Source organism: Polyangiaceae bacterium, assembly GCA_015075635.1.
In the GTDB taxonomy this organism is placed as follows: domain Bacteria; phylum Myxococcota_A; class Polyangia; order Polyangiales; family Polyangiaceae; genus JADJKB01.
The window spans coordinates 852,357-869,535 of record JABTUA010000003.1 but is presented as its reverse complement, the minus strand read 5'-3'; the positions used below and the strand labels follow the sequence as shown (position 1 = coordinate 869,535).

The 17,179-nt window shown below is 68.2% G+C and carries 18 protein-coding genes; 12 read left to right on the top strand and 6 right to left on the bottom strand.

The genetic code is table 11. The annotated features are described in order from the left end of the window. Nucleotides 1–185 precede the first annotated feature (185 nt). Nucleotides 186–953 carry a hypothetical protein gene (locus HS104_34520; protein ID MBE7485070.1) on the bottom strand — a complete coding sequence of 256 codons (768 nt, stop codon included), beginning with the start codon at nucleotides 951–953 and terminating at the stop codon, nucleotides 186–188. Nucleotides 954–1,035: 82 nt separating this feature from the next. Here HS104_34520 and HS104_34515 point away from each other — a divergent pair, with 82 nt between their 5' ends. From HS104_34515 to HS104_34505, 3 genes are all read left to right on the top strand, one after another. Further along, a complete protein-coding gene (locus tag HS104_34515; protein ID MBE7485069.1) occupies nucleotides 1,036–1,332 on the top strand; it encodes a response regulator in 297 nt (98 codons plus the stop codon). Nucleotides 1,333–1,399: 67 nt separating this feature from the next. Then, on the top strand, nucleotides 1,400–2,836 hold the full coding sequence (locus tag HS104_34510; GenBank protein ID MBE7485068.1) for a DUF2330 domain-containing protein: 1,437 nt from the start codon (nucleotides 1,400–1,402) through the stop codon (nucleotides 2,834–2,836). Continuing rightward, nucleotides 2,833–3,510, top strand: a complete 678-nt coding sequence (locus HS104_34505) for a hypothetical protein (GenBank protein ID MBE7485067.1) — start codon at nucleotides 2,833–2,835, stop codon at nucleotides 3,508–3,510. Before HS104_34510 ends, HS104_34505 begins: the two co-directional genes overlap by 4 nt. 36 nt (nucleotides 3,511–3,546) lie before the next feature. Here HS104_34505 and HS104_34500 read toward each other — a convergent pair whose 3' ends face one another. Further along, the gene (locus HS104_34500) at nucleotides 3,547–5,010 is read right to left on the bottom strand and encodes an MCE family protein (protein MBE7485066.1); all 1,464 of its coding nucleotides are present in this window, start codon (nucleotides 5,008–5,010) and stop codon (nucleotides 3,547–3,549) included. 109 nt (nucleotides 5,011–5,119) lie between these two features. Here HS104_34500 and HS104_34495 point away from each other — a divergent pair, with 109 nt between their 5' ends. Both HS104_34495 and HS104_34490 read left to right on the top strand, forming a co-directional pair. Further along, complete coding sequence (locus HS104_34495; GenBank protein MBE7485065.1) at nucleotides 5,120–6,337, top strand: CAP domain-containing protein; 1,218 nt, start codon at nucleotides 5,120–5,122, stop codon at nucleotides 6,335–6,337. Nucleotides 6,338–6,484: 147 nt separating this feature from the next. Then, nucleotides 6,485–8,152, top strand: a complete 1,668-nt coding sequence (locus tag HS104_34490; protein MBE7485064.1) for an OmpA family protein — start codon at nucleotides 6,485–6,487, stop codon at nucleotides 8,150–8,152. Nucleotides 8,153–8,547: 395 nt separating this feature from the next. Here HS104_34490 and rpmG read toward each other — a convergent pair whose 3' ends face one another. Beyond that, entirely contained in the window at nucleotides 8,548–8,715 is a 168-nt protein-coding gene (rpmG, locus tag HS104_34485) for a 50S ribosomal protein L33 (GenBank protein MBE7485063.1), read from the bottom strand. 188 nt (nucleotides 8,716–8,903) lie between these two features. Here rpmG and rpmH point away from each other — a divergent pair, with 188 nt between their 5' ends. From rpmH to HS104_34450, 7 genes are all read left to right on the top strand, one after another. Further along, nucleotides 8,904–9,053 (top strand): 50S ribosomal protein L34, encoded by a 150-nt coding sequence (rpmH, locus tag HS104_34480; protein ID MBE7485062.1) that lies wholly within the window; start codon nucleotides 8,904–8,906, stop codon nucleotides 9,051–9,053. A gap of 38 nt (nucleotides 9,054–9,091) precedes the next feature. Then, complete coding sequence (gene rnpA, locus HS104_34475; GenBank protein ID MBE7485061.1) at nucleotides 9,092–9,514, top strand: ribonuclease P protein component; 423 nt, start codon at nucleotides 9,092–9,094, stop codon at nucleotides 9,512–9,514. Then, complete coding sequence (gene yidD, locus HS104_34470; GenBank protein ID MBE7485060.1) at nucleotides 9,511–9,816, top strand: membrane protein insertion efficiency factor YidD; 306 nt, start codon at nucleotides 9,511–9,513, stop codon at nucleotides 9,814–9,816. The genes rnpA and yidD overlap by 4 nt, the downstream gene beginning before the upstream one ends. Nucleotides 9,817–9,851: 35 nt before the next feature. Then, nucleotides 9,852–11,597: a membrane protein insertase YidC gene (gene yidC / locus HS104_34465; GenBank protein MBE7485059.1), complete on the top strand. Its 1,746-nt coding sequence runs from the start codon at nucleotides 9,852–9,854 to the stop codon at nucleotides 11,595–11,597. Between the two features lie 36 nt (nucleotides 11,598–11,633). Continuing rightward, nucleotides 11,634–12,305, top strand: a complete 672-nt coding sequence (locus HS104_34460) for a KH domain-containing protein (GenBank protein ID MBE7485058.1) — start codon at nucleotides 11,634–11,636, stop codon at nucleotides 12,303–12,305. Between the two features lie 80 nt (nucleotides 12,306–12,385). Then, nucleotides 12,386–12,997, top strand: a complete 612-nt coding sequence (locus HS104_34455; GenBank protein ID MBE7485057.1) for a hypothetical protein — start codon at nucleotides 12,386–12,388, stop codon at nucleotides 12,995–12,997. After that, nucleotides 12,994–13,659 (top strand): outer membrane beta-barrel protein, encoded by a 666-nt coding sequence (locus HS104_34450; protein MBE7485056.1) that lies wholly within the window; start codon nucleotides 12,994–12,996, stop codon nucleotides 13,657–13,659. The genes HS104_34455 and HS104_34450 overlap by 4 nt, the downstream gene beginning before the upstream one ends. A gap of 329 nt (nucleotides 13,660–13,988) precedes the next feature. Here HS104_34450 and HS104_34445 read toward each other — a convergent pair whose 3' ends face one another. The 3 genes from HS104_34445 to HS104_34435 are packed head-to-tail and all read right to left on the bottom strand — an operon-like array spanning nucleotide 13,989 to nucleotide 17,157. Next, nucleotides 13,989–15,911, bottom strand: a complete 1,923-nt coding sequence (locus tag HS104_34445) for a hypothetical protein (protein ID MBE7485055.1) — start codon at nucleotides 15,909–15,911, stop codon at nucleotides 13,989–13,991. Next, on the bottom strand, nucleotides 15,908–16,741 hold the full coding sequence (locus HS104_34440) for a PspA/IM30 family protein (GenBank protein ID MBE7485054.1): 834 nt from the start codon (nucleotides 16,739–16,741) through the stop codon (nucleotides 15,908–15,910). The genes HS104_34445 and HS104_34440 overlap by 4 nt, the downstream gene beginning before the upstream one ends. Before the next feature lie 20 nt (nucleotides 16,742–16,761). Next, entirely contained in the window at nucleotides 16,762–17,157 is a 396-nt protein-coding gene (locus HS104_34435; GenBank protein ID MBE7485053.1) for a CesT family type III secretion system chaperone, read from the bottom strand. Nucleotides 17,158–17,179 lie beyond the last annotated feature (22 nt).

Sequence of the window (17,179 nt, the reverse complement as noted above, 5' to 3'; positions counted from 1 at the left end):
ACTACAGTACCCGTGCGGCACACACGCTGTCACTCAACAACCGACATCGGTCTCGCGGCCGGCAGCGCTTTCCGAGCTGAGCGAAAAGTTACAGCGTCGTCACGTGAGGCTCGGGAGCCGGATCGAGCCGCAAGAGCGCACCGTGCTCTCGCGAGGGTTCGCGGTCCGCGTGTGTGGGCGTTGCGTCAGCGGCACTCCTCGATGTCGCCGGCGTGTGTCAGCGCCAGCACGGCGAGCGAGGTGGTGTGGGTGCTGCATTCACCGTGCTCCACCGCGCGGATGCACCCCGAGGGCTGAGCCTGCGCGCGGAGCGAGGTGATCCACGTGGGGTCGTAACTCTGGCCGAAGCCCAGGTGCCCCAGCACCGCCAGCCGCTCGGCGTACAGGTCTCCCGGGGTGGGGTCCATGGCCGCCTCTTTGACGATGCTCGCCGCCACCGATCGGCGCCGAGCCTCCAGGTCCACCGGCACGGAGCACGAGCGCCAATGCGCGAACAGGAGCCAAACCGCCTGGTGTGTGAGCACGAAGCCCCAGCTGTCGGTGGCGCTCGCGTAGCTCTCGCACTCGGGCGGAGTCTGGCAGTCGAGGGCCGCCTGCAGGCAGGCTTCGATCAGGCTGCCGCCGCTCGGGTTCATTGGCGCAGGCATCTTCGGGTCGGGCGTGCCGGCGTTTGGCAGCACGCCCTCGAGCGACGCCGCTGCGAACGGGGGCTTGGCCTGTTCGAGCAGCAGGCCGTAGACCGCGAGCTCGCTCGCCGACACGTCGGCCTTGCGCGCCGCGATGACCTCGCTCGTCGCCGTCCGGGCGGCGAGCTCGCCGGCGGCATCCAGCATGACCAGCGAATCAACGCCGATTTCGGCGTCCGTCTCCGCGATCCAGCCGAGCGCTCGACACTTGGTGGACTGAGTGGGTAGCGCGGAGTCGTCTCCGCACGCGGCGCTCAGCAAGAGCAACGACAGTGCAGCGCACGAGACTCTGCTGGGGCCCACCCCCGTAGTCTGCCAGATCCGAGGCGCTGGGCCCGCAGCTCGACCGGTGCCCGACGCGGCGAGCGGACCGTCCGTCCTCTCGGCGCAGCATCGGGTACGCACCGCGAGCGACGGCGCGGCTGCGCTCGCGGAGCTGGCGCGCGAGCCGGCTGACGTCATCCTGCTCGATCGCTCGATGCCCGGCGCGCCGGGACCCCAGCTCTTGCGGGCGCTGCGCGAGTCCGCCCCGACCGCCAAGCGCGTCAGGCGGCAGCGCCGTCACTCCGGCAGGGCTGTCACGGGATCGCTCCACGCGCGCTCGGCGGCGACACAAGCTGGCACAAACCGACGGAAACAGGGCTAGAGTCGGGCAAGCGCTGCCGACGCCGCTCCGGCACGGTCGTTGCTCCCCGCTCCACTCGGAGGAGCTCATGCGATTCGCCCCGATCCTTCTCGCTGCCGGAATCTCGCTGGTACCCGCCCTCGCGCCGCGCGCCGCCCAGGCGTGCGCCGCGCCGTTCTACGGGCCAACCAGCGACAAGACGACGGTGAGCGGCCACAAGGTGGCCTTTGCGATCAGCCCCGAACGCACCGTGCTCTGGCACCAGCTCGCCTTCGACGGTCCACCCGGCGAGTTCTCCTGGGTGTTGCCAGTGAAGAAGGGCGCGTACCTCGAGAGCAGCACCGACGCCTGGTTCGAGGCCCTCGACGCCTTCACCTCGACCCGCGTCTACGAGATCGAGCCCGTGTGCGCAGAGGCGGAGCCAGACGAGAGCGGCTGCTCCTCGGACAGCAGCAGCGAGGTCTCGGCGGGCGGCGGCCAGGTCGCTCCGCCGACGGTGACGGTGGTCCACCACGGAAGTGTCGGCCCCTACGAGACCGTGACGCTGTCCTCGACGGATCCGAAGGCGCTGGAGAGCTGGCTCGAGAAGCACGGCTACGTCGTCCCGGACGCGGTACGCCCGATCATCGCGGACTACGTCGCCGAGGGCTTCGACTTCATCGCGCTGCGGCTCTTGCCCGGCGCGGGCGCAGAAGCCATGACACCCGTGCGCGTGATCACGCCCGGCGGCGATCCAGAGCTGCCCATGCGGCTCGCGGGCACCGGTGCCGGCGAGCGCGTGCCGATGACCCTGTACGTCATCGGAACGGCCCGCTACGCGATCCCGAGCTTGCAGGAGCTCGTTGTGCCGACCGAGCAACTGGTCTGGGACTACGCGGCCGGGAGCTCGAACTACGCCGCGCTGCGCGGCGCGACCCTCGCCAAGGCCGAGGGCGCCTCTTACATCACGCCCTTCGCCGCGAGGGATGCGTTCAGGATCACGCTGCAAACGCCGAGCAGCGGCACGGCGTCGTTCAACGCGGGCGACCAACCGTCGTACTGGGGCGGCGGCGTCCAGCGCCTCGGCGAGCTCTACTTCGCACAAGCCAGAGCGAACGAGGACTCTCCGACGAGCTGCGTGGCGGCGCTCGCCGCCCTCGACTACGGCCTCGAGGTGATCGACGACTGCGACCCCGTGGACCCCACGAAGTGCGACCCGCTGAACGCCGCGCAGGTGTCCAAGCAGGAGCTCGAGTGCGAAAAGTGGACGGATCTCGCGGCTGCGCTGGTCGGAATGGCGCCGGGAGACGTCTGGCTGACCCGGCTCGAGCTCGAGCTGTCGCAGAACGCGTTGAAGGTCGACAGGAAGCTCGCGCCGCACGCGACCCAGACCACCGTCGTGAACCAGCTCTCGACCGAGAACAGCGTGAACCCTCCCTGCCGCGGCCCGCTCTTCACGGGCTCGAACACGGCCTTGGCCTTCGGCTCGCTGTTCGGCCTCTGGCTCGGGCGCCGTGGCTCGCGGCGCAGGACGCGCCCCGAATGAAGCGCGGGCTCGCGCTGTCGATCCTGCTCGGGCTCGTTCAGCCCGAGTCCGCGTGGGCGGTGGAGACCCGAGCCGCGAAGCAGGAGCAGCGTCGCGCCTCCGCCTACCACCACGAGGGGTTTCGCGGGCGCTTCGACCTCGGGATCGGCCGGCTCGCCGCCTACGGACGCGCCGAGGGCAGGAGCGATCGGCGCGTCAGCGCGACGACGTTGTCGTGGTCCTTCGCGGCCGGCGGCGCAATCACCGAGACGTGCACGCTCGGCGGCATGCTGGCCATCGACCGAGCCCACGCCGTCGCCGCGCGCGACGAGCGATCCGGTCCGATCGACATGACTGGTGTCGACATCGACCAGGTGTTCTGGGGACCGCACATCGACTGCTACCTGACCCGTGGCGAAGGCCCCCGAGTGTTCTTCGCCGCAGGCCCCTCGGAGCTCAACGTCGACAAGGACGGCGAGAGCGCCGAAGGCTACGACGGCGGCGACCCGTCGCCCGATCCCAGCGGTTTCGGCTACCTGATCGGTGTGGGCTACGATCGCTTCGTCGGCAAGGAGCTCAGCTTGGGTCTCGTAGCGAGGCTCATGTACGCACCGCTCAGCGTGAGGGAGACGGACGTCGAGGCGACGGTGCACACGTTCATTCCGATGCTGGGCCTGAGCTTGACCCTGGATTGAGCCGGCGGCAGAGGACGCGCCGGCGCTAAAGAGGTCTCACGGTCCCGGCGCAAACGGCAGGATCGTCTTGAGATCCTCGTCGTTGAACTTCAGCTGCAGGCCGATGAAGTAGTCGCGCCGGTCGGGGCTCAAGATGTCGTCGATGCCGGCCAAGAGCCAGAGGCGCGAGACGAACTCGTAGCCGAGCGAGACGCGCCAGCGCGGCAAGATGACCTCACCGAAGCCGAACAAGTCCTGGCGCAGCTCGAACCGGTCGTCGAACAGCAGCGTGTCGAGGCCGACGCCACCGGTGGACTCCTTGATGCCGAAGCGCCCGACGAACGGACCCATGCGCTGGGCGAACTGCAGCGAGAAGCGGAACGAGTTGGTGGTGACGGTGCGGACCTCGCGGTAGTGCGGTGGGTCGTTCGGGTTGGTGGTGTCCACGTCGATCTGCTCGAAGCGCGTGAGCCCGCGGGGGTCGTTCACCACCTCGATCGAGTAGTACTTGTCCTCGCGCGGCTGCAGGCGCAGCTCGACGTAGCTCTTCACCGTGCTGGAGAGGAACTGGTAGTCGGTGCGCAGCGCGACGATGGTCTGCAGGCGGTTGACGCCACCCACGAACTCCCCGACACCTTCGACGACGCCTTCGACCTCATCGATCAGCTTCTCGTCCTTGGTCAAGCGGCCGAGGGTGCCCTCGCCGCGCTCGAGCCGGCCGCTGACCTTCTCGATGTTGGAGAGGCTCTTCTCCAGGTTCACGCTGGCGTTGTTCACGCGCTCGATGATCTGACGGACTTCTCCCGGGGAAGCCTTGCCTTCTTCACCCTTCTGCAGGAGCTCGCGCACGTCCTTGGTGGTGACCCGAACGTTCTCCAGAATGCGATCGATCTCCGGCTCGCCCTTGGCGGTTATGCGCTCGACGTTGTTCAGGATGCTCTTGATGGTGCCGCGGTTCTCTCGCACCGTCTGGTTGAGCGCCTCGGTGACCTCCGCCAGGTTCTGCAGCGTGTCCTTGAGGTTCTCCTCGCCCTTCTTGGTGCCGATGGAGCCGGCCAGGCTGTCGGCGACCTTCTTCACCTGCTTGGTGATGTCGGCGACGTCCTTCAGGATTTGATCGGTGGTCGCCGCCTCGATGACCGCGTTGATCCGGTCTCCGTTCTGGAGCTGCGGCTTGCCCTCGGTGCCCGGCGCCACGGCGAGGAAGTACTCGCCGAGCAGGCTGGAGCTGGTCTTGGCGACAGCGGCGTCCTCGTAGAGCGGAACGTCGGGGCGCACGCGGATGTCGATGCGCGCCTTGCCGTCCTGGAGCCGAATGCTCTCGACCTGCCCGATGGGAATGCCCGCGACCTTGACCTGGGAGTTCTTCGGGATGCCGGTCGCGTCGTTGAGCAGCGCCCAGACGACGTAGCCCCCGGAGCCGGCGGTCTGCTTGCTCACGAAGCGGTAGATGAAGACGCTCGCGATCACGGTCACGATCGCGAACACCCCAACCTTCGCCGCTGTCGAGAACCGATTCATGCGCGCCCGGGCAGCTTCCAGCGTACCAGGGGGCCCCTTTGGGGTCGACTTCACGGCAATTTCCGCCGAGATCCGCCGCCCGGCGGCGAGCCCGGCTAGGCTCTCGGGCGTGCGCGTCGTCGGGCTCGTCCTCTGCGTCCTCACCGGGCTCGGGGCCTGCGCGCCCAGAGAACCTGCGCTGCCAGCGCTCGAGGCGCCGGACCTCGACCAGGCCGGCGCACGTGCGTCCGATGCAGGACCGGCCAGCGCCAGCGGGGGATGGCAAGAAGTGACGCTTTCGCCCGAGCCGAGCGCTGCCCAAGGCCTCGCTCGGACGCTGGGTGAGCTCTGCGCGCGCCAAGACGCGGCGCTCGATCGGGTCGCCCAGCGGCTGGCGGAGCGCGCCGAAACCGAGCCCGCCCTGGAGCCAGCGGAGCTCGCCCATCAGCTCAGAACCGCGGGCTCACCGCATGTATGGCCGCGCTCGTGGTCGTATTCGGGACCGGCGCTCGACGCCGCGGACACGCGTGCTCGCGCTCAGCGCTGGCTCGCCGGCTTCGGCGACGGCGGCCAGCGCAGCTGCGGGGCCGCCCACGTCGAGGCAGCCGGAAAGGAGGCGGTGACCCTGGTCGCCGTCGACGCGCTCGCCGACCTGGAGCGTCTCCCCGTGCGCGCGCGCACCGGCCAGTGGGTGGACGTGACCGCCAGCATGTTGGTCACTGCACACGACGCCAAGGTGGTCGTGCTCGGCCCCCACGGCGCCCCCCGCGCGCTCCCGACCTCGCTGGACGGAAAGGTGATCCGCGCGCGCTTCGCGCCGAGCAGCCCCGGCACCTGGCTCGTACAGGTGCTCGCGGAGATCGACAAGGGTCCGCGGCCCGTGCTGGAGGCATTGATCCACGCCGACACGACCCCACCAGCCGCCTTCCACGCGAGCCGAGCTCCCGGTGAGGACGCTGGGCGCGGCGTCGCGGACCCTGCAGCAGCGCTGTTCGCCATGGTCAACGCGGCGCGCCGCTCCGAAGGGGTGGGCGTGTTGACCCGGAACGCGGACCTGGACCGGGCGGCCCGAGAGCACGCCGAGGCGATGCGCGACAAGCGGACACTCGGGCACGACGTGGGCAAGGGGACGGTGAAGACCCGCCTCGAAGCGCTGGGCCTCGAGCCCTCCGCATTCGGCGAGAACGTCGCCCGGGCGGCCAGCCCCGAGCGAGCGCACCGAGCGATCTGGGCCAGCCCGTCGCACCGCGGGAACCTGCTCGAGCGTCGCTACGACTCGGTGGGCATCGCCGCGGTGACCGGACCCGACGGCGTCTGGGTCACCGAGGTCTTCGCCGATCTGCGCTGAAAACCCGCGTGGAAAACCGCCTGGCTGGGCATTCTTCCTTTCAATGGCCGGCCCCTCGGAGTAGCTTCCGCCGGGGTGCGCATGCTGGATTTCCTCCATACTCTCGCTGTTCCCGGCTCCCGTTTCGCGAAGCAGGGCTTGGCCCTCTTGGCCGGGCTCGCAACCCTGGCAACGGCTGCCCCCGCGGCCGCCCAGACCCGGACCTGGTACCTCGACCGCGCGCAGATCTCCGGCGCGCCGGACGACGGCTTCATGGTCTGGCGCCCGTACATGGCGGAGCGCTCGCGCTTCTACGGGATGATGGCCCTCGGCTACACGCTCAATCCGCTGCGCGACACCTCCGTCACCGACAACGGCACGGTGCAGGAGCGCATCCAGAACCCGGTCCAGGGCCAGATCATCGACTACCTGAGCGTGGGCATGGAGCTCGCAGGCCGCGCCAGCTTCAACGTCGCGCTCCCCATCGCCTTTTACCAGTTCACCGGCGAAGACCCGTCCACGCGGGGAGTCTCCAGCGACGGCCTCGACGTGCGCAAGCTCACCATCCACGATCTTCGCCTCGACGCGCGCGTGAAGGCCTACGAGTCGAACAACCGCAAGTTCCGCCTGGGCTTCGGCGGCGCCCTCTGGGCCCCCACCGGTGATCCGCAGTCGTTCACCAGCGACGACCAGACCACGGGCTGGATCTTCGGCTCCACGGAGTACGACGCCGGCAAGTTCCTGATCGCCGGCCACCTGGGCCCGCACTTCCGCCCCGAGCGCTCGATCGGCGGCCAGGAAGGCGACCTCTACCTGGCCAGCGAGATGAGGCTCGCCGGCGGCATCTACTTCCCGCTCAGGAGCGGGCGCGTCCGGCTGGGCGGCGAGATCTTCGGCACCACGGGCATCGCCAAGGCCGGTGGCGAGAGCACCTTCATGAGCGCGCACAACACCGCGTTCGAGTGGCTGGCGCAGGCACGATTCGGCCTGGGTGAGAAGCAGAAGACCTGGGCCATGATGGGCGCCGGCACGCGCTTCACCGGCGGCTACGGCGCGCCGGATCTGCGCGTGCTCGTCTCCATCGGCCACTACTTGAACATCAGCGACTTCGAGCCGAAGTCGCCGGACAAGAAGGTGCGCGTCCGGCCGGACGTCGACGACTACGCCTCGGACCGCGACAAGGACGGCTATCCGGACGACATCGACAAGTGCCCGGACGTGCCGGAGGACGGCAAGCCGCCGGAGCCGAGCGACGGCTGCCCCGCGGGCTCCGATCGCGACAACGACGGCATCCCCGACACGGCGGACGCCTGCCCGGACAACCCCGAGGACAAGGACGGCATCGCCGACAGCGACGGTTGCCCGGAGGACGACGCGGACAACGACAAGATCCCCGACACCGAGGATCGCTGCCCGCTCGAGCCCGGTCTCAAGAACAAGATCGCAGAGAAGAACGGCTGCCCCGGCCTGACCAAAGTCACCGAGGACGGCGAGGTCGCGCTGCTCGAGCCCATCCAGTTCGAGACCGGCAAGGCCGTCATCAAGGCGGTGAGCTTCCCGATCCTCGACGAGGTCGTGGCGCTGATGAAGGCGCGGCCCGCGCTCAAGATCGGCGTGTACGGTCACACCGACGACGTCGGCGCCGACGCCATGAACATGAAGCTCAGCAAGGACCGCGCGGCCAGCTGCATGCGCTACTTGACCGGCAAGGGCATCGCGCAGTCGCGGCTCGAGAGCGAGGGCTTCGGTGAGACGAAGCCCTTGGTCCCGAACGACAGCAAAGAAGCCCGCGCGAAGAACCGGCGCGTGGAGTTCAAGATCCTGAGCGGCGAGTAGCTCGGGCCGAGCCGAACGGCGCGCGCGTCCCGGCGGGGCGCGCGCGCTCTGACGCGTCTCGGTACCTGAGAATTTGCGCCACGACGCAACGACGCCACGGACGCCACGAATGAAGAAGAACAAGAAGATCTTGGTGTCAGACCCCGAGAGCGCCTCGCCCGCTGCGATGCTCCTGTTCCACCGAGCGTTGATCCCAGGACCTGCTCAGGACTTCTAGGTCGGAGGGTCCCCGTCAGGTCCAACGAAAGAAGTCGGGCGCCGTGCGTTCGTGGCGCCGTGGCGCATTTCTTCTGCGGCCGTCCGGGCGGACTTGGCGGGGGCGCGGCGCTCACCGGATCCGACCGGGCTGCGCGCGCCCCTCGAACCGTAGGGCTAGCTCTGGGTTCGACGCGCGCTCACTTCGAGTGAGGCGGCATCTTGGCTTCTTTGAACACCACGTGCTTGCGCGCGACCGGGTCGTACTTCTTCAGCTCGAGCTTCGCGGTCTGCGTGCGCTTGTTCTTGGTGGTGTAATAGGTGAAACCGGTGCCGGCCGATGACACGAGGCGGATGTTGTCGCGCATGGGAGGCGACGGACTATCACCCGGCTGAGGACGGGGCAAGCGGACCGTGCGGTCCTGCGCAGAAATCCAGGGGTCTCGCGACAGGCTTGACTAGGAGCCGGGCGCGTGGCTGACTCCCGGCCCCTCGACCTCCGGGCCCAGCCCGGCCAGCCGGGGCAGACTCCCACCGCAGCCAAGCGGGTATCGCCATGAAGCGCACTTTCCAGCCGAGCAACACCAGCCGCGCCCGAACTCACGGGTTCCGCAAGCGCAACAGCACCAAGGGCGGGCGCGACGTTCTCAAGAGCCGCCGTCGCAAGGGGCGGTGGCGTCTCGCCGTCTCCACCTACAAGAAGTAGTGCTCCGACCCCGAGGTCGGGTCCCGCCCACCCGCCGGGTGCGCAAGCGAGCGGAGTACCAGGAGATCCAGCGCACGGCGCGGCGAGTCTCCACGCCTGGGTTCGTGCTGCTGCTGAGCGCGCGCGCCGAGCAGGACGGCGCCCGACTCGGCATCGTGGTCTCGCGCAAGGTCGGCTGCGCGGTGGTACGAAACCGCGCGAAGCGGCTGATTCGCGAGGCTTTTCGCGCCACGCCGGAGCTCTTCGGCGCCGACCTCGACGTCGTGGTGATCGTCAAGCGAAGCACCGGCGACGCAGTGCTGGCCGACGTCGTGGCCGAGTGGCAGGCCGTCGCCCGAGTGCTCCAAAAGCGCACGGAGGACGCCCGCGCCGACCGAGCGCGCCGCGCCGCTGCTCCCTCCGCCCCGGGCTCCGAGGCTGGCGGAGCCCGCGAAAAGGCGCGAGACTCCCGGGGCCCATGATCGCGCGGTTCCTGATCCTGCTGATCCGCGCCTACCAGCTCACGCTTTCGCCGCTGCTCGGCAACGTCTGCCGCTTCCACCCGTCCTGCTCGCGCTACGGCCTGCGCTGCATCGAGCTGCACGGGGCGGCCAAGGGCAGCTGGCTCACCCTCCGGCGCCTTTCCCGTTGCCATCCGTTCCATCCGGGTGGATACGATCCGCCGCCTCTGCCGGAGGGCCACCCCGATGCGGCACTCCCTCCCGCCGACCCGACCGGCAGCGGCGCGCCCGAAAGGCGCGATCAAGCGGCTGATTCCGCCTGAGCTCCCGAAGAACTCCCTCGCCCCCCGAGCACTCCATGGAACGAAGCGGTATCGCGCGGTGGCTGTTCATCGGCCTCACCGTGCTCTTGGCGGTCACCTTCTTGCCGAAGCTGTTCGGCGAAGGGTCGTCCGAGCAGCAGCCGCTGAAGTTCGAGGGTACGGCGCTGCCGGCGGAGCGCAAGCCCGAGCAGCTGTGTGACATCTGGGGGCCGCGCTTCCACGCGCAGGTGACCACCCAAGGCGCCTCGCTGAAGCACTTCTACCTGGTCACCGCCAAGTACCGGCAGAAGGGCAAGTCGATCGATCTCTCCACCACGCCGGACGTGGAGCTCCGCCGGCAGCTCCGCTTCCACTTCCGCAACGAGCGCTTCCACCCGGCCGACGACTGGCAGCTGGATTTCGACGAGGTCGACTACGAGCTGGTGAAGGCGGACGGCAAGAGCTGCGAGCTGGTGTACCGCGACGCGAAGGTCGAGGTCCGGCGCGTCGTGCGCGCCACCGAGCATCCGTACGAGCTCGAGGCCGAGGCCACCGTCACCAACCTCGCGGACAAGAAGCTCAAGCACGCGCTGACCGTGCACACCGACGCCTGGCGTACCAACAAGGAAGTCGAGAGCGGCATGTTCGCCGTGAGCCCCTTCATCACGCACGTCGAGTGCGTGTCGGAGGCGAACAAGGCGACCCGGATGCGCCCGCCGGATTTCGAGCCGGACAGCTTCAAGGGCGAGGGCTTCTCGGGCCCATTGAACCAGGGGGACTGGTACGAGACCAAGGAGCCCCCGGCATACGCCGCCGTCTCGAACGCCTACTTCTCCCATGCCATCGCGCCCGTCGCGGCGCCGGGGGACGCGAAGCCCACCTGCCAGCTCCAGATCGAGGACCGCTGGGACGTCTCTCGGTTCAAGGCCAAGAGCTCGGACCCGGGCGCCGGTGCGATGTACCGAGCGCGCCTCGCTTGGGCGCCGGTCGAGCTCGGCCCCAAGGAGAGCGCGCGCTACGCGGTGCTGACCTACGTGGGCCCGAAGGAGCGCGACGTCCTGGCGGGAGTCGGCGGCGGCAAGCGGGACCTGACCGAGCTGATCGACCTCGGCTTCTTCAGCGTCATCGCCAAGGTGCTCGTGGCGTTCCTGCTCAAGGTCCACTCGATCCTGCCGAACTGGGGCATCGCCATCATCCTGCTGACTCTCGCGGCGCGCGTGCTCCTGTTCCCGCTGGCCGTGCCCAGCATCAAGAGCATGATCAAGATGCGCGAGCTGAAGCCCGAGCTCGACGCCATCACCGAGAAGTTCAAGGACGACGCCCAGGCCAAGGGCCTGGCGCAGATGGAGCTCTGGCGGAAGCACAACGTGAACCCGCTGAAGGGCTGCCTGCCCCAGCTCGCGAGCATGCCGGTCTGGTTCGCGCTCTACACGACGCTGCAGACCGCCGTGGAGCTGTTCAACATCCCGTTCCTCTGGTTCCCGGACCTGTCGCAGCCGGATCGCTTCTTCATTCTGCCCTTCATCATCGGCGCCACCAACTTCGCTCAGCAGAAGCTGATGCCGATGCAGGGCGACCCGATGCAGCAGAAGATGATGCTGTACTTCATGCCGGCGATGTTCACGGTCTTCATGCTGTTCCTGCCGTCGGGCCTCGGTGTCTACATGTTCACCAACGGCCTCTTGACCATCGCGCAGCAGCAGATCGTCGAGTCTTACGTGAAGCGCCAAACGCTGAAGAGCGAAGCGGAAAAAAAAAGCCGGGAGATCGGCGTGAAGATCAAGGAGGAAGCGAGTAGCTGAGGCTCTCGTTTCACTCTCCATGGAAAGGCCAGTCAAATGAGCGACTCGGAGCAAGAGCTCGACCAAGAGTGGGCGGACGATCAGGAAGATGCCGACGGCGACGACGGCGACGGCGAAGGCGAAGGCGACGAAGCGGACGGGGCGGAAGCCTCCGCGGAGGGCGAAGGCGCCCCACGTCGGCGGCGCAGGGCTCGCGGAAACGGCGAGCCGGACTACCTTCCCGAGGACGATGAGCGCGCCATGCAGGCGCTCGAGTTCGTGGCGCAGGTCGTCAAGGAGATGGAGATGGACTGCCGAGTCCGTCTGCGTCGCCCCAAGGACGACGACGAGAGCCCCGAGATCTCCATCGAGATCGCGGGACCCGACGCCGGCCGCATCATCGGCAAGAAGGGTCAGGTCTTGATGGCCCTGCAATTCTTGACCCACCGCGTGGTCAACCGCTCGGGGCTCGAGAAGCGGCACGTGCTGGTGGACGCCGAGGGCTACCGCAGCCGCCGCGACAACTCCCTCGCCAGCATGGCGCGACGCCTGGGCAAGCAAGCGGTGGAGCAGGGCAAGATCATCACCTTCGAGCCGATGAACCCCCGGGACCGCCGCGTCGTGCACCTGGCCCTCGCCAAGTTCGAGGGTGTGGTCACGAAGAGCGACGGCGAAGGCGCGAGCCGCCGGGTGCAGATCATCCCGGTCCGCCGCACCACGACGGCGTAGCCTCCCTTCCCTGCATGCTCCCCGGAGCGGGGCGCGCGCCGAATTTGACGAGGACCCGCGAGCCGTGTTCCATTCCGGGAATGGGGTCGCAGAAGGGGATCGCCGCGCTGGCGGGTAGCGCCGTCGCCTTGGCGCTCGGCCTCTCGGCAAGCCCGGCGGCAGCCCAAGACAGCCGCTTCGGTCAGCGCGACGAGCTCATCCTCAGCGTGGAGCGGATCTTCGGCTTCCAGAACCAGAAGTTCGACGACGACGGGGGCAGCTACGAGGCGACCGGCTTCCACCCGCTGTATTGGGCCGGCCTCGGCCTGTTCAGCGTGAGCTCCTCGGGGCTGAGCTTCGGCGCCTTGCTCGGAGCGACTCGCTTCGAATACGACCTCGGCGGCAGCGACGAGGAGGTCTCGGCGACCGTGCTGCAGCTTCGGCCTCGCATCGGCTACGGCGGGACGGAGAAGGAAGGGCGCTTTGGCTACTGGGTGCGTGTGGGACCCGGCGCCCTGTTCGCGTTCTCGGAGGACGACTCGCAGCAGGCCTTCAGCGTGGGCGGCGAGGGCTACGTCGTGCTCTTCCCGGCGCCGCACGTGGGCATCCTGGTGGGCCCCCACGCCGACTTCCACCTCGCCGGCAGCGGCGACGGCGACCCCTACTACCGCACCTACGGCCTCACCGCCGGCATCATGGGAGAGTTCTATTGAGCTCGCTCGCGCGTTTGGGCACGGCCACTCTGCTCGGCGTGGCCACTTGGGTCGCGGCGGGTAGCGCCCTGGCCCAAGAGGGCAACGCCCTGGGCAGCAAGGGCTCCTTCGTGCTCTCGCTCGAGCACCTGGGGGGCTACTCGAACCAGCGCCTGGAGTTCGAGGGCTCCGACGCCGTGACCAACCAGCAGTTCGGCCTGTTCACGCCGTTCCTGGGTCCGTTCGGCAGCCACGCACGCTTGGGCCTGCACTACTTCGTGGCCCCGCCGATCTCCATCGGCGGCCTGCTCAGCTACTCGGACAACGACTACTTCGGGACTTTCCTCATGGTCGGGGCCCGCGTTGGCGCAGCCTTGCCGGTGTCCGGCTCCACGTCCATCTGGCTTCGCGGCGGCATCGCTTACGCCCGAACGTCGCTCGATTTCGGCGGCACCACGCAGAGCTACACGGCGATCTTGCCCGGCGGCGAGGTGCTCCTCGCCTTCAAGCCGCTCGACCACTTTGGCCTCCTGCTGGGCGGGATGTTCGAGGCCAGCGTGAGCGGCACGGCCGAGCTCGAGCGGGATCCGTGCTCGAGCACGGATCCCAGCCCTTGCACGCAGGAGCGGGACTTCGAACAGCGCGAGCTCGGGCTCACCTTCGGCGCCTTCATCGACTTCTGACCTGGCTCTCGCCTTTGGCGCGCCGTGTTTCGCCCGCGGCGCCTGGACCCTCAGAAAACCGCCGAGACGCCAAGGGCGCCAAGTTCGCCAAGTCAGAGATTTCTGAACCTTCGAATCTCTAGAATGAGTTTCTTCCTGGCGAACTTGGCGTACTTTCTGGCGTCTTGGCGGTTCTCTCCCGATCCGAGGCGGCACCGCCAGAGATGTGACCAATCATGAGCCCTGTGGCTCTCGGGAAGCGCGTTCGCCGGTTCTCTCGTGGGTCTTGGTCTCGGCGGCGGATCGCGATCTGCTCATGGCAAGACGGCGAAGCCCGAGTGTGGGCTCGCTCACCTCAGCGCGAAGCCGTTCCCGTCGAACTTGTACTTGCGCCCGCTCGAGTCGCCCCACGGCAGGAGCAAGGGCTCGAGCCCGCCCGCGGCCGTGGTGTCCGGCGGGAACGGATAGGTCTTCTCGCTCCAGCCGATGGCCCGCCCGGGTCGCAGCTCGATGCGCACGCCCGCCTTGTCCGGGATGAACGCGATGGAGCCGACGACGCGGTTTTCCTTCAGCGCTCGCCCCGTCTCGGCCGCGAAGATGCGGCGCACGCCGCTCTCGGTCGGCTGGTACACGAACAGCGCGTAGCGATCGACGACGTCTCCACCGAGCTCCTTGCTGGCCTTGGCGTGGAGCAGCGCGCGCACGATGATCTCCGCCTTGCCGTCGCCGGTCAGATCCCGCGCCGTGACGTCCAGGATGTCCTTGGGATCCGCCACTCCGATCGTGATGAACGAGTACGTGGTGCCGCCGCGATAGCCCTTGCCGAACACCACGATGTCCTTGTCGTGCACCAGCACGCGCTCGGTCTCCGAGCCTGCGGCCACGTCGGTGACGAAGTCGAAACGCGGCGCCTTGGCGCCGACCTTGCGATCCTTGCGGTACAGCGCGTACAGCCGGTCGAGCATCTCGTCTGCGGTGGGCGGGCGCGGCGCGGGAGGCTGCGGCGGGCCGGCAGGCGCGGCCTTCTTCCCGGGCTTCTTCCCACCAGCCTTGGGCGTCTGCGTGCCCTCGTCGATCTTGCTGAACTGCTTGCCGTCCCACTGGAAGGTCCGGCTCTTCACGCTCTCCCAGGGCAACAAGGCGCCGGGCATGTCACCGGAGGTCGGCTCGGCGTAGGTGTCGGGCTCGAAGCCGTCGGCCTTGCCCTGAGCGACTTCGATGGTCGGCAGCTTGCCCTTGGTCGAGAGGCTGACCTCGTTCTCGATCTTCCCCTTCTCCGTGACGATGGCGATCTCGTGGGAGAACGCCGCCCAGGGCGCGTCGTCGCTGCCGATCTTCAGGATCTGCACGACCTCGCGGTACTTGTCGGAAGCGCCGATGCGCTTCTGAATCAGGATCTCGTCCTTCTTGTCGCCGTCGAGGTCGCGCACCTCGAGCCGCGTCACCATGCTGGCGTCGGACACGCCGAGCTCGCCGAAGTAGAACTGGTTCCCGCCCTTGTAGTGCGGCCCGACGATGGTCAGGAAGCCGCCGTACACGGCGACTCGCTCCAGCATCTTGTCGCCCGTCAGGTCTCCGAACGCCTGTCGGGCCGGCGTGGCCGGAAGACCCTTGCCGCGCACCAGGTTCAGCTCCAGGCCCTGCTCGCCCTCGAGCAAGAGCGGCGGCAGCGAGCCACCGCTGCCGGTGCCGGTGGCGATCACACCCTTCACGGAGCCCGGACTGTCCGAGTCCGTGTAGCGCAAGGCGCCGCGCAGGCCCACGCGCACCGTGCTCCCACGCGAGAATGCGCTCCAAGGGATCTTCGCCTCGATGACGAAACCGGTCTTGCTGGGCGCCTCGACCAGCGTGGCGCCGCTCACGGCGCCGGACTTGGTGCGCACCGAGCCGGCGACCTTGCCCGGATCACCGTGGAACAGCAGCAGCTCCTCCGTGGTGTACCCGCCCTTGCCGGTCGGGAACGCGATCACCAGCGACGCGTGATCTTCGCCTGCGCCGTAGCCGGAGGTGCGCACCAGTGTCTTGTCGGAGGTGCGAAGCGCGACGTACAGGTTCGAGTCGTCGTAGCCCACGTGGCCAGAAGCAGCGTCGGCGGAGCCCTGAACCGACTGCGCGAGGTCCGCCATCTTGCCGGGCCACTCGCGCAGATCGCCGTCGATACGGAGCTTGGTGCCGGCCATCGGGATGGCTTCGAGGGTCCGACCGGCGGCCAGCGCCTGCGCTGTGGTAGCCAAGACGGAGAGCAGACCGAGCGCGAGGATCGACGCCTTCATCGCTTCATCCGCAGCTCCGCCTGTTCCTGCGCTTCCAGGTCGGCGAGCGCGCGGGCCAGCTCCTCCTGTTCCGCTGCGTCGAGCTCGGGCAAGGCCTCCTCCTCGGCCTTGTGCTCGACCCGCACGGCCTCGCGCGCCGGGGGCGGCGCCTCCGGCGGCAGGATGCCCATCTTGCGCTTGAGGGACTCGAGGTCGGAGTCCGCGCCCGCGGTCTGCTCCAGCTGAGCGAACTTCGTCGCCAGGACATCGCCGCTGTACTCCTCCGCGATCTCGGCGCCCGCCTCGGCCTCGGCCTCGATCTGGTTGATGCGCTGCTCCATCTGGTCGAACGCCTCGAAGGCACTGGCGTTCTTGAGCCCGCTCATCGTCTCTTGAATCTGCTTCTGGGCCTCCGCGCGCTTCTTCCTGGCGATCAGCAGGTTCTTCTTGCGCTTCGCCTCCTCGATCTTGGTGTTCAGCGCCCTGAGCGCGAGCTTGAGCGAGTCGACGGACTGCTTCTGTTTCTGCCACTGGAGCTTGTACTGCTCGGCGAGTTGCTCGTGCTCCTTCTTGCGGGCCAGCCCTTCTTTCGCCAGGTTGTCGTCCCCAGCGCGCACGGCCATCATCGCGCGGCGCTCCCACTCGGCTGCCGTCGCTGCTTCTTGCTCGGCTTGTTTGGCCAGCTTCTTCTCGTCGGCGATCGAGGCGGCGACCTGCTTCTTGGCCTCGATCAGCTGCGCGTTCATGTCGATGACGATCTGATTCAGCATCTTCTCCGGGTCCTCGGAGCGGCTGATCAGGTCGTTCAAATTGGATTTGATGAGTCTGGCGAGGCGCGCGAAAATTCCCATGGTCGTTGCTCCAGCGAGGCCTACTTCTTCATCAGTTCGCGCAACATGCCGACGTGTTTCGACTGCGCCATGCCCATGTCCGCGAGCACGGCTTCGAGCTCGTTGTGGTCGAGGTTTTCGAGCTCCAGCGCCGCGATCAGCACGATGCGCCCGTCTTCCAGCGCGTAGGCCGCGTGCAAGAGGTCGGTGGCGTTTAGCTGCAAGAGCTTGCGGAACACCTGCGCCTCCAGCGCTGGGTCGCCGCTCGGTGACTCGCCGATTGCGACTTGCGCCACGAGCACGGGCGTCGCGACGCGCAGCGCGACGGGCGCCAGGTTGGAGCCCACGGCCACCAGGAAGGTCCCGTTTTCGAGCCGCTCGTAGTGCCGTTCGAGCCTGGTCAGAAGCCCCTCGAGATCCTCATCCGTCTTCAGCATCGGACCGCTACGGTACCATGGG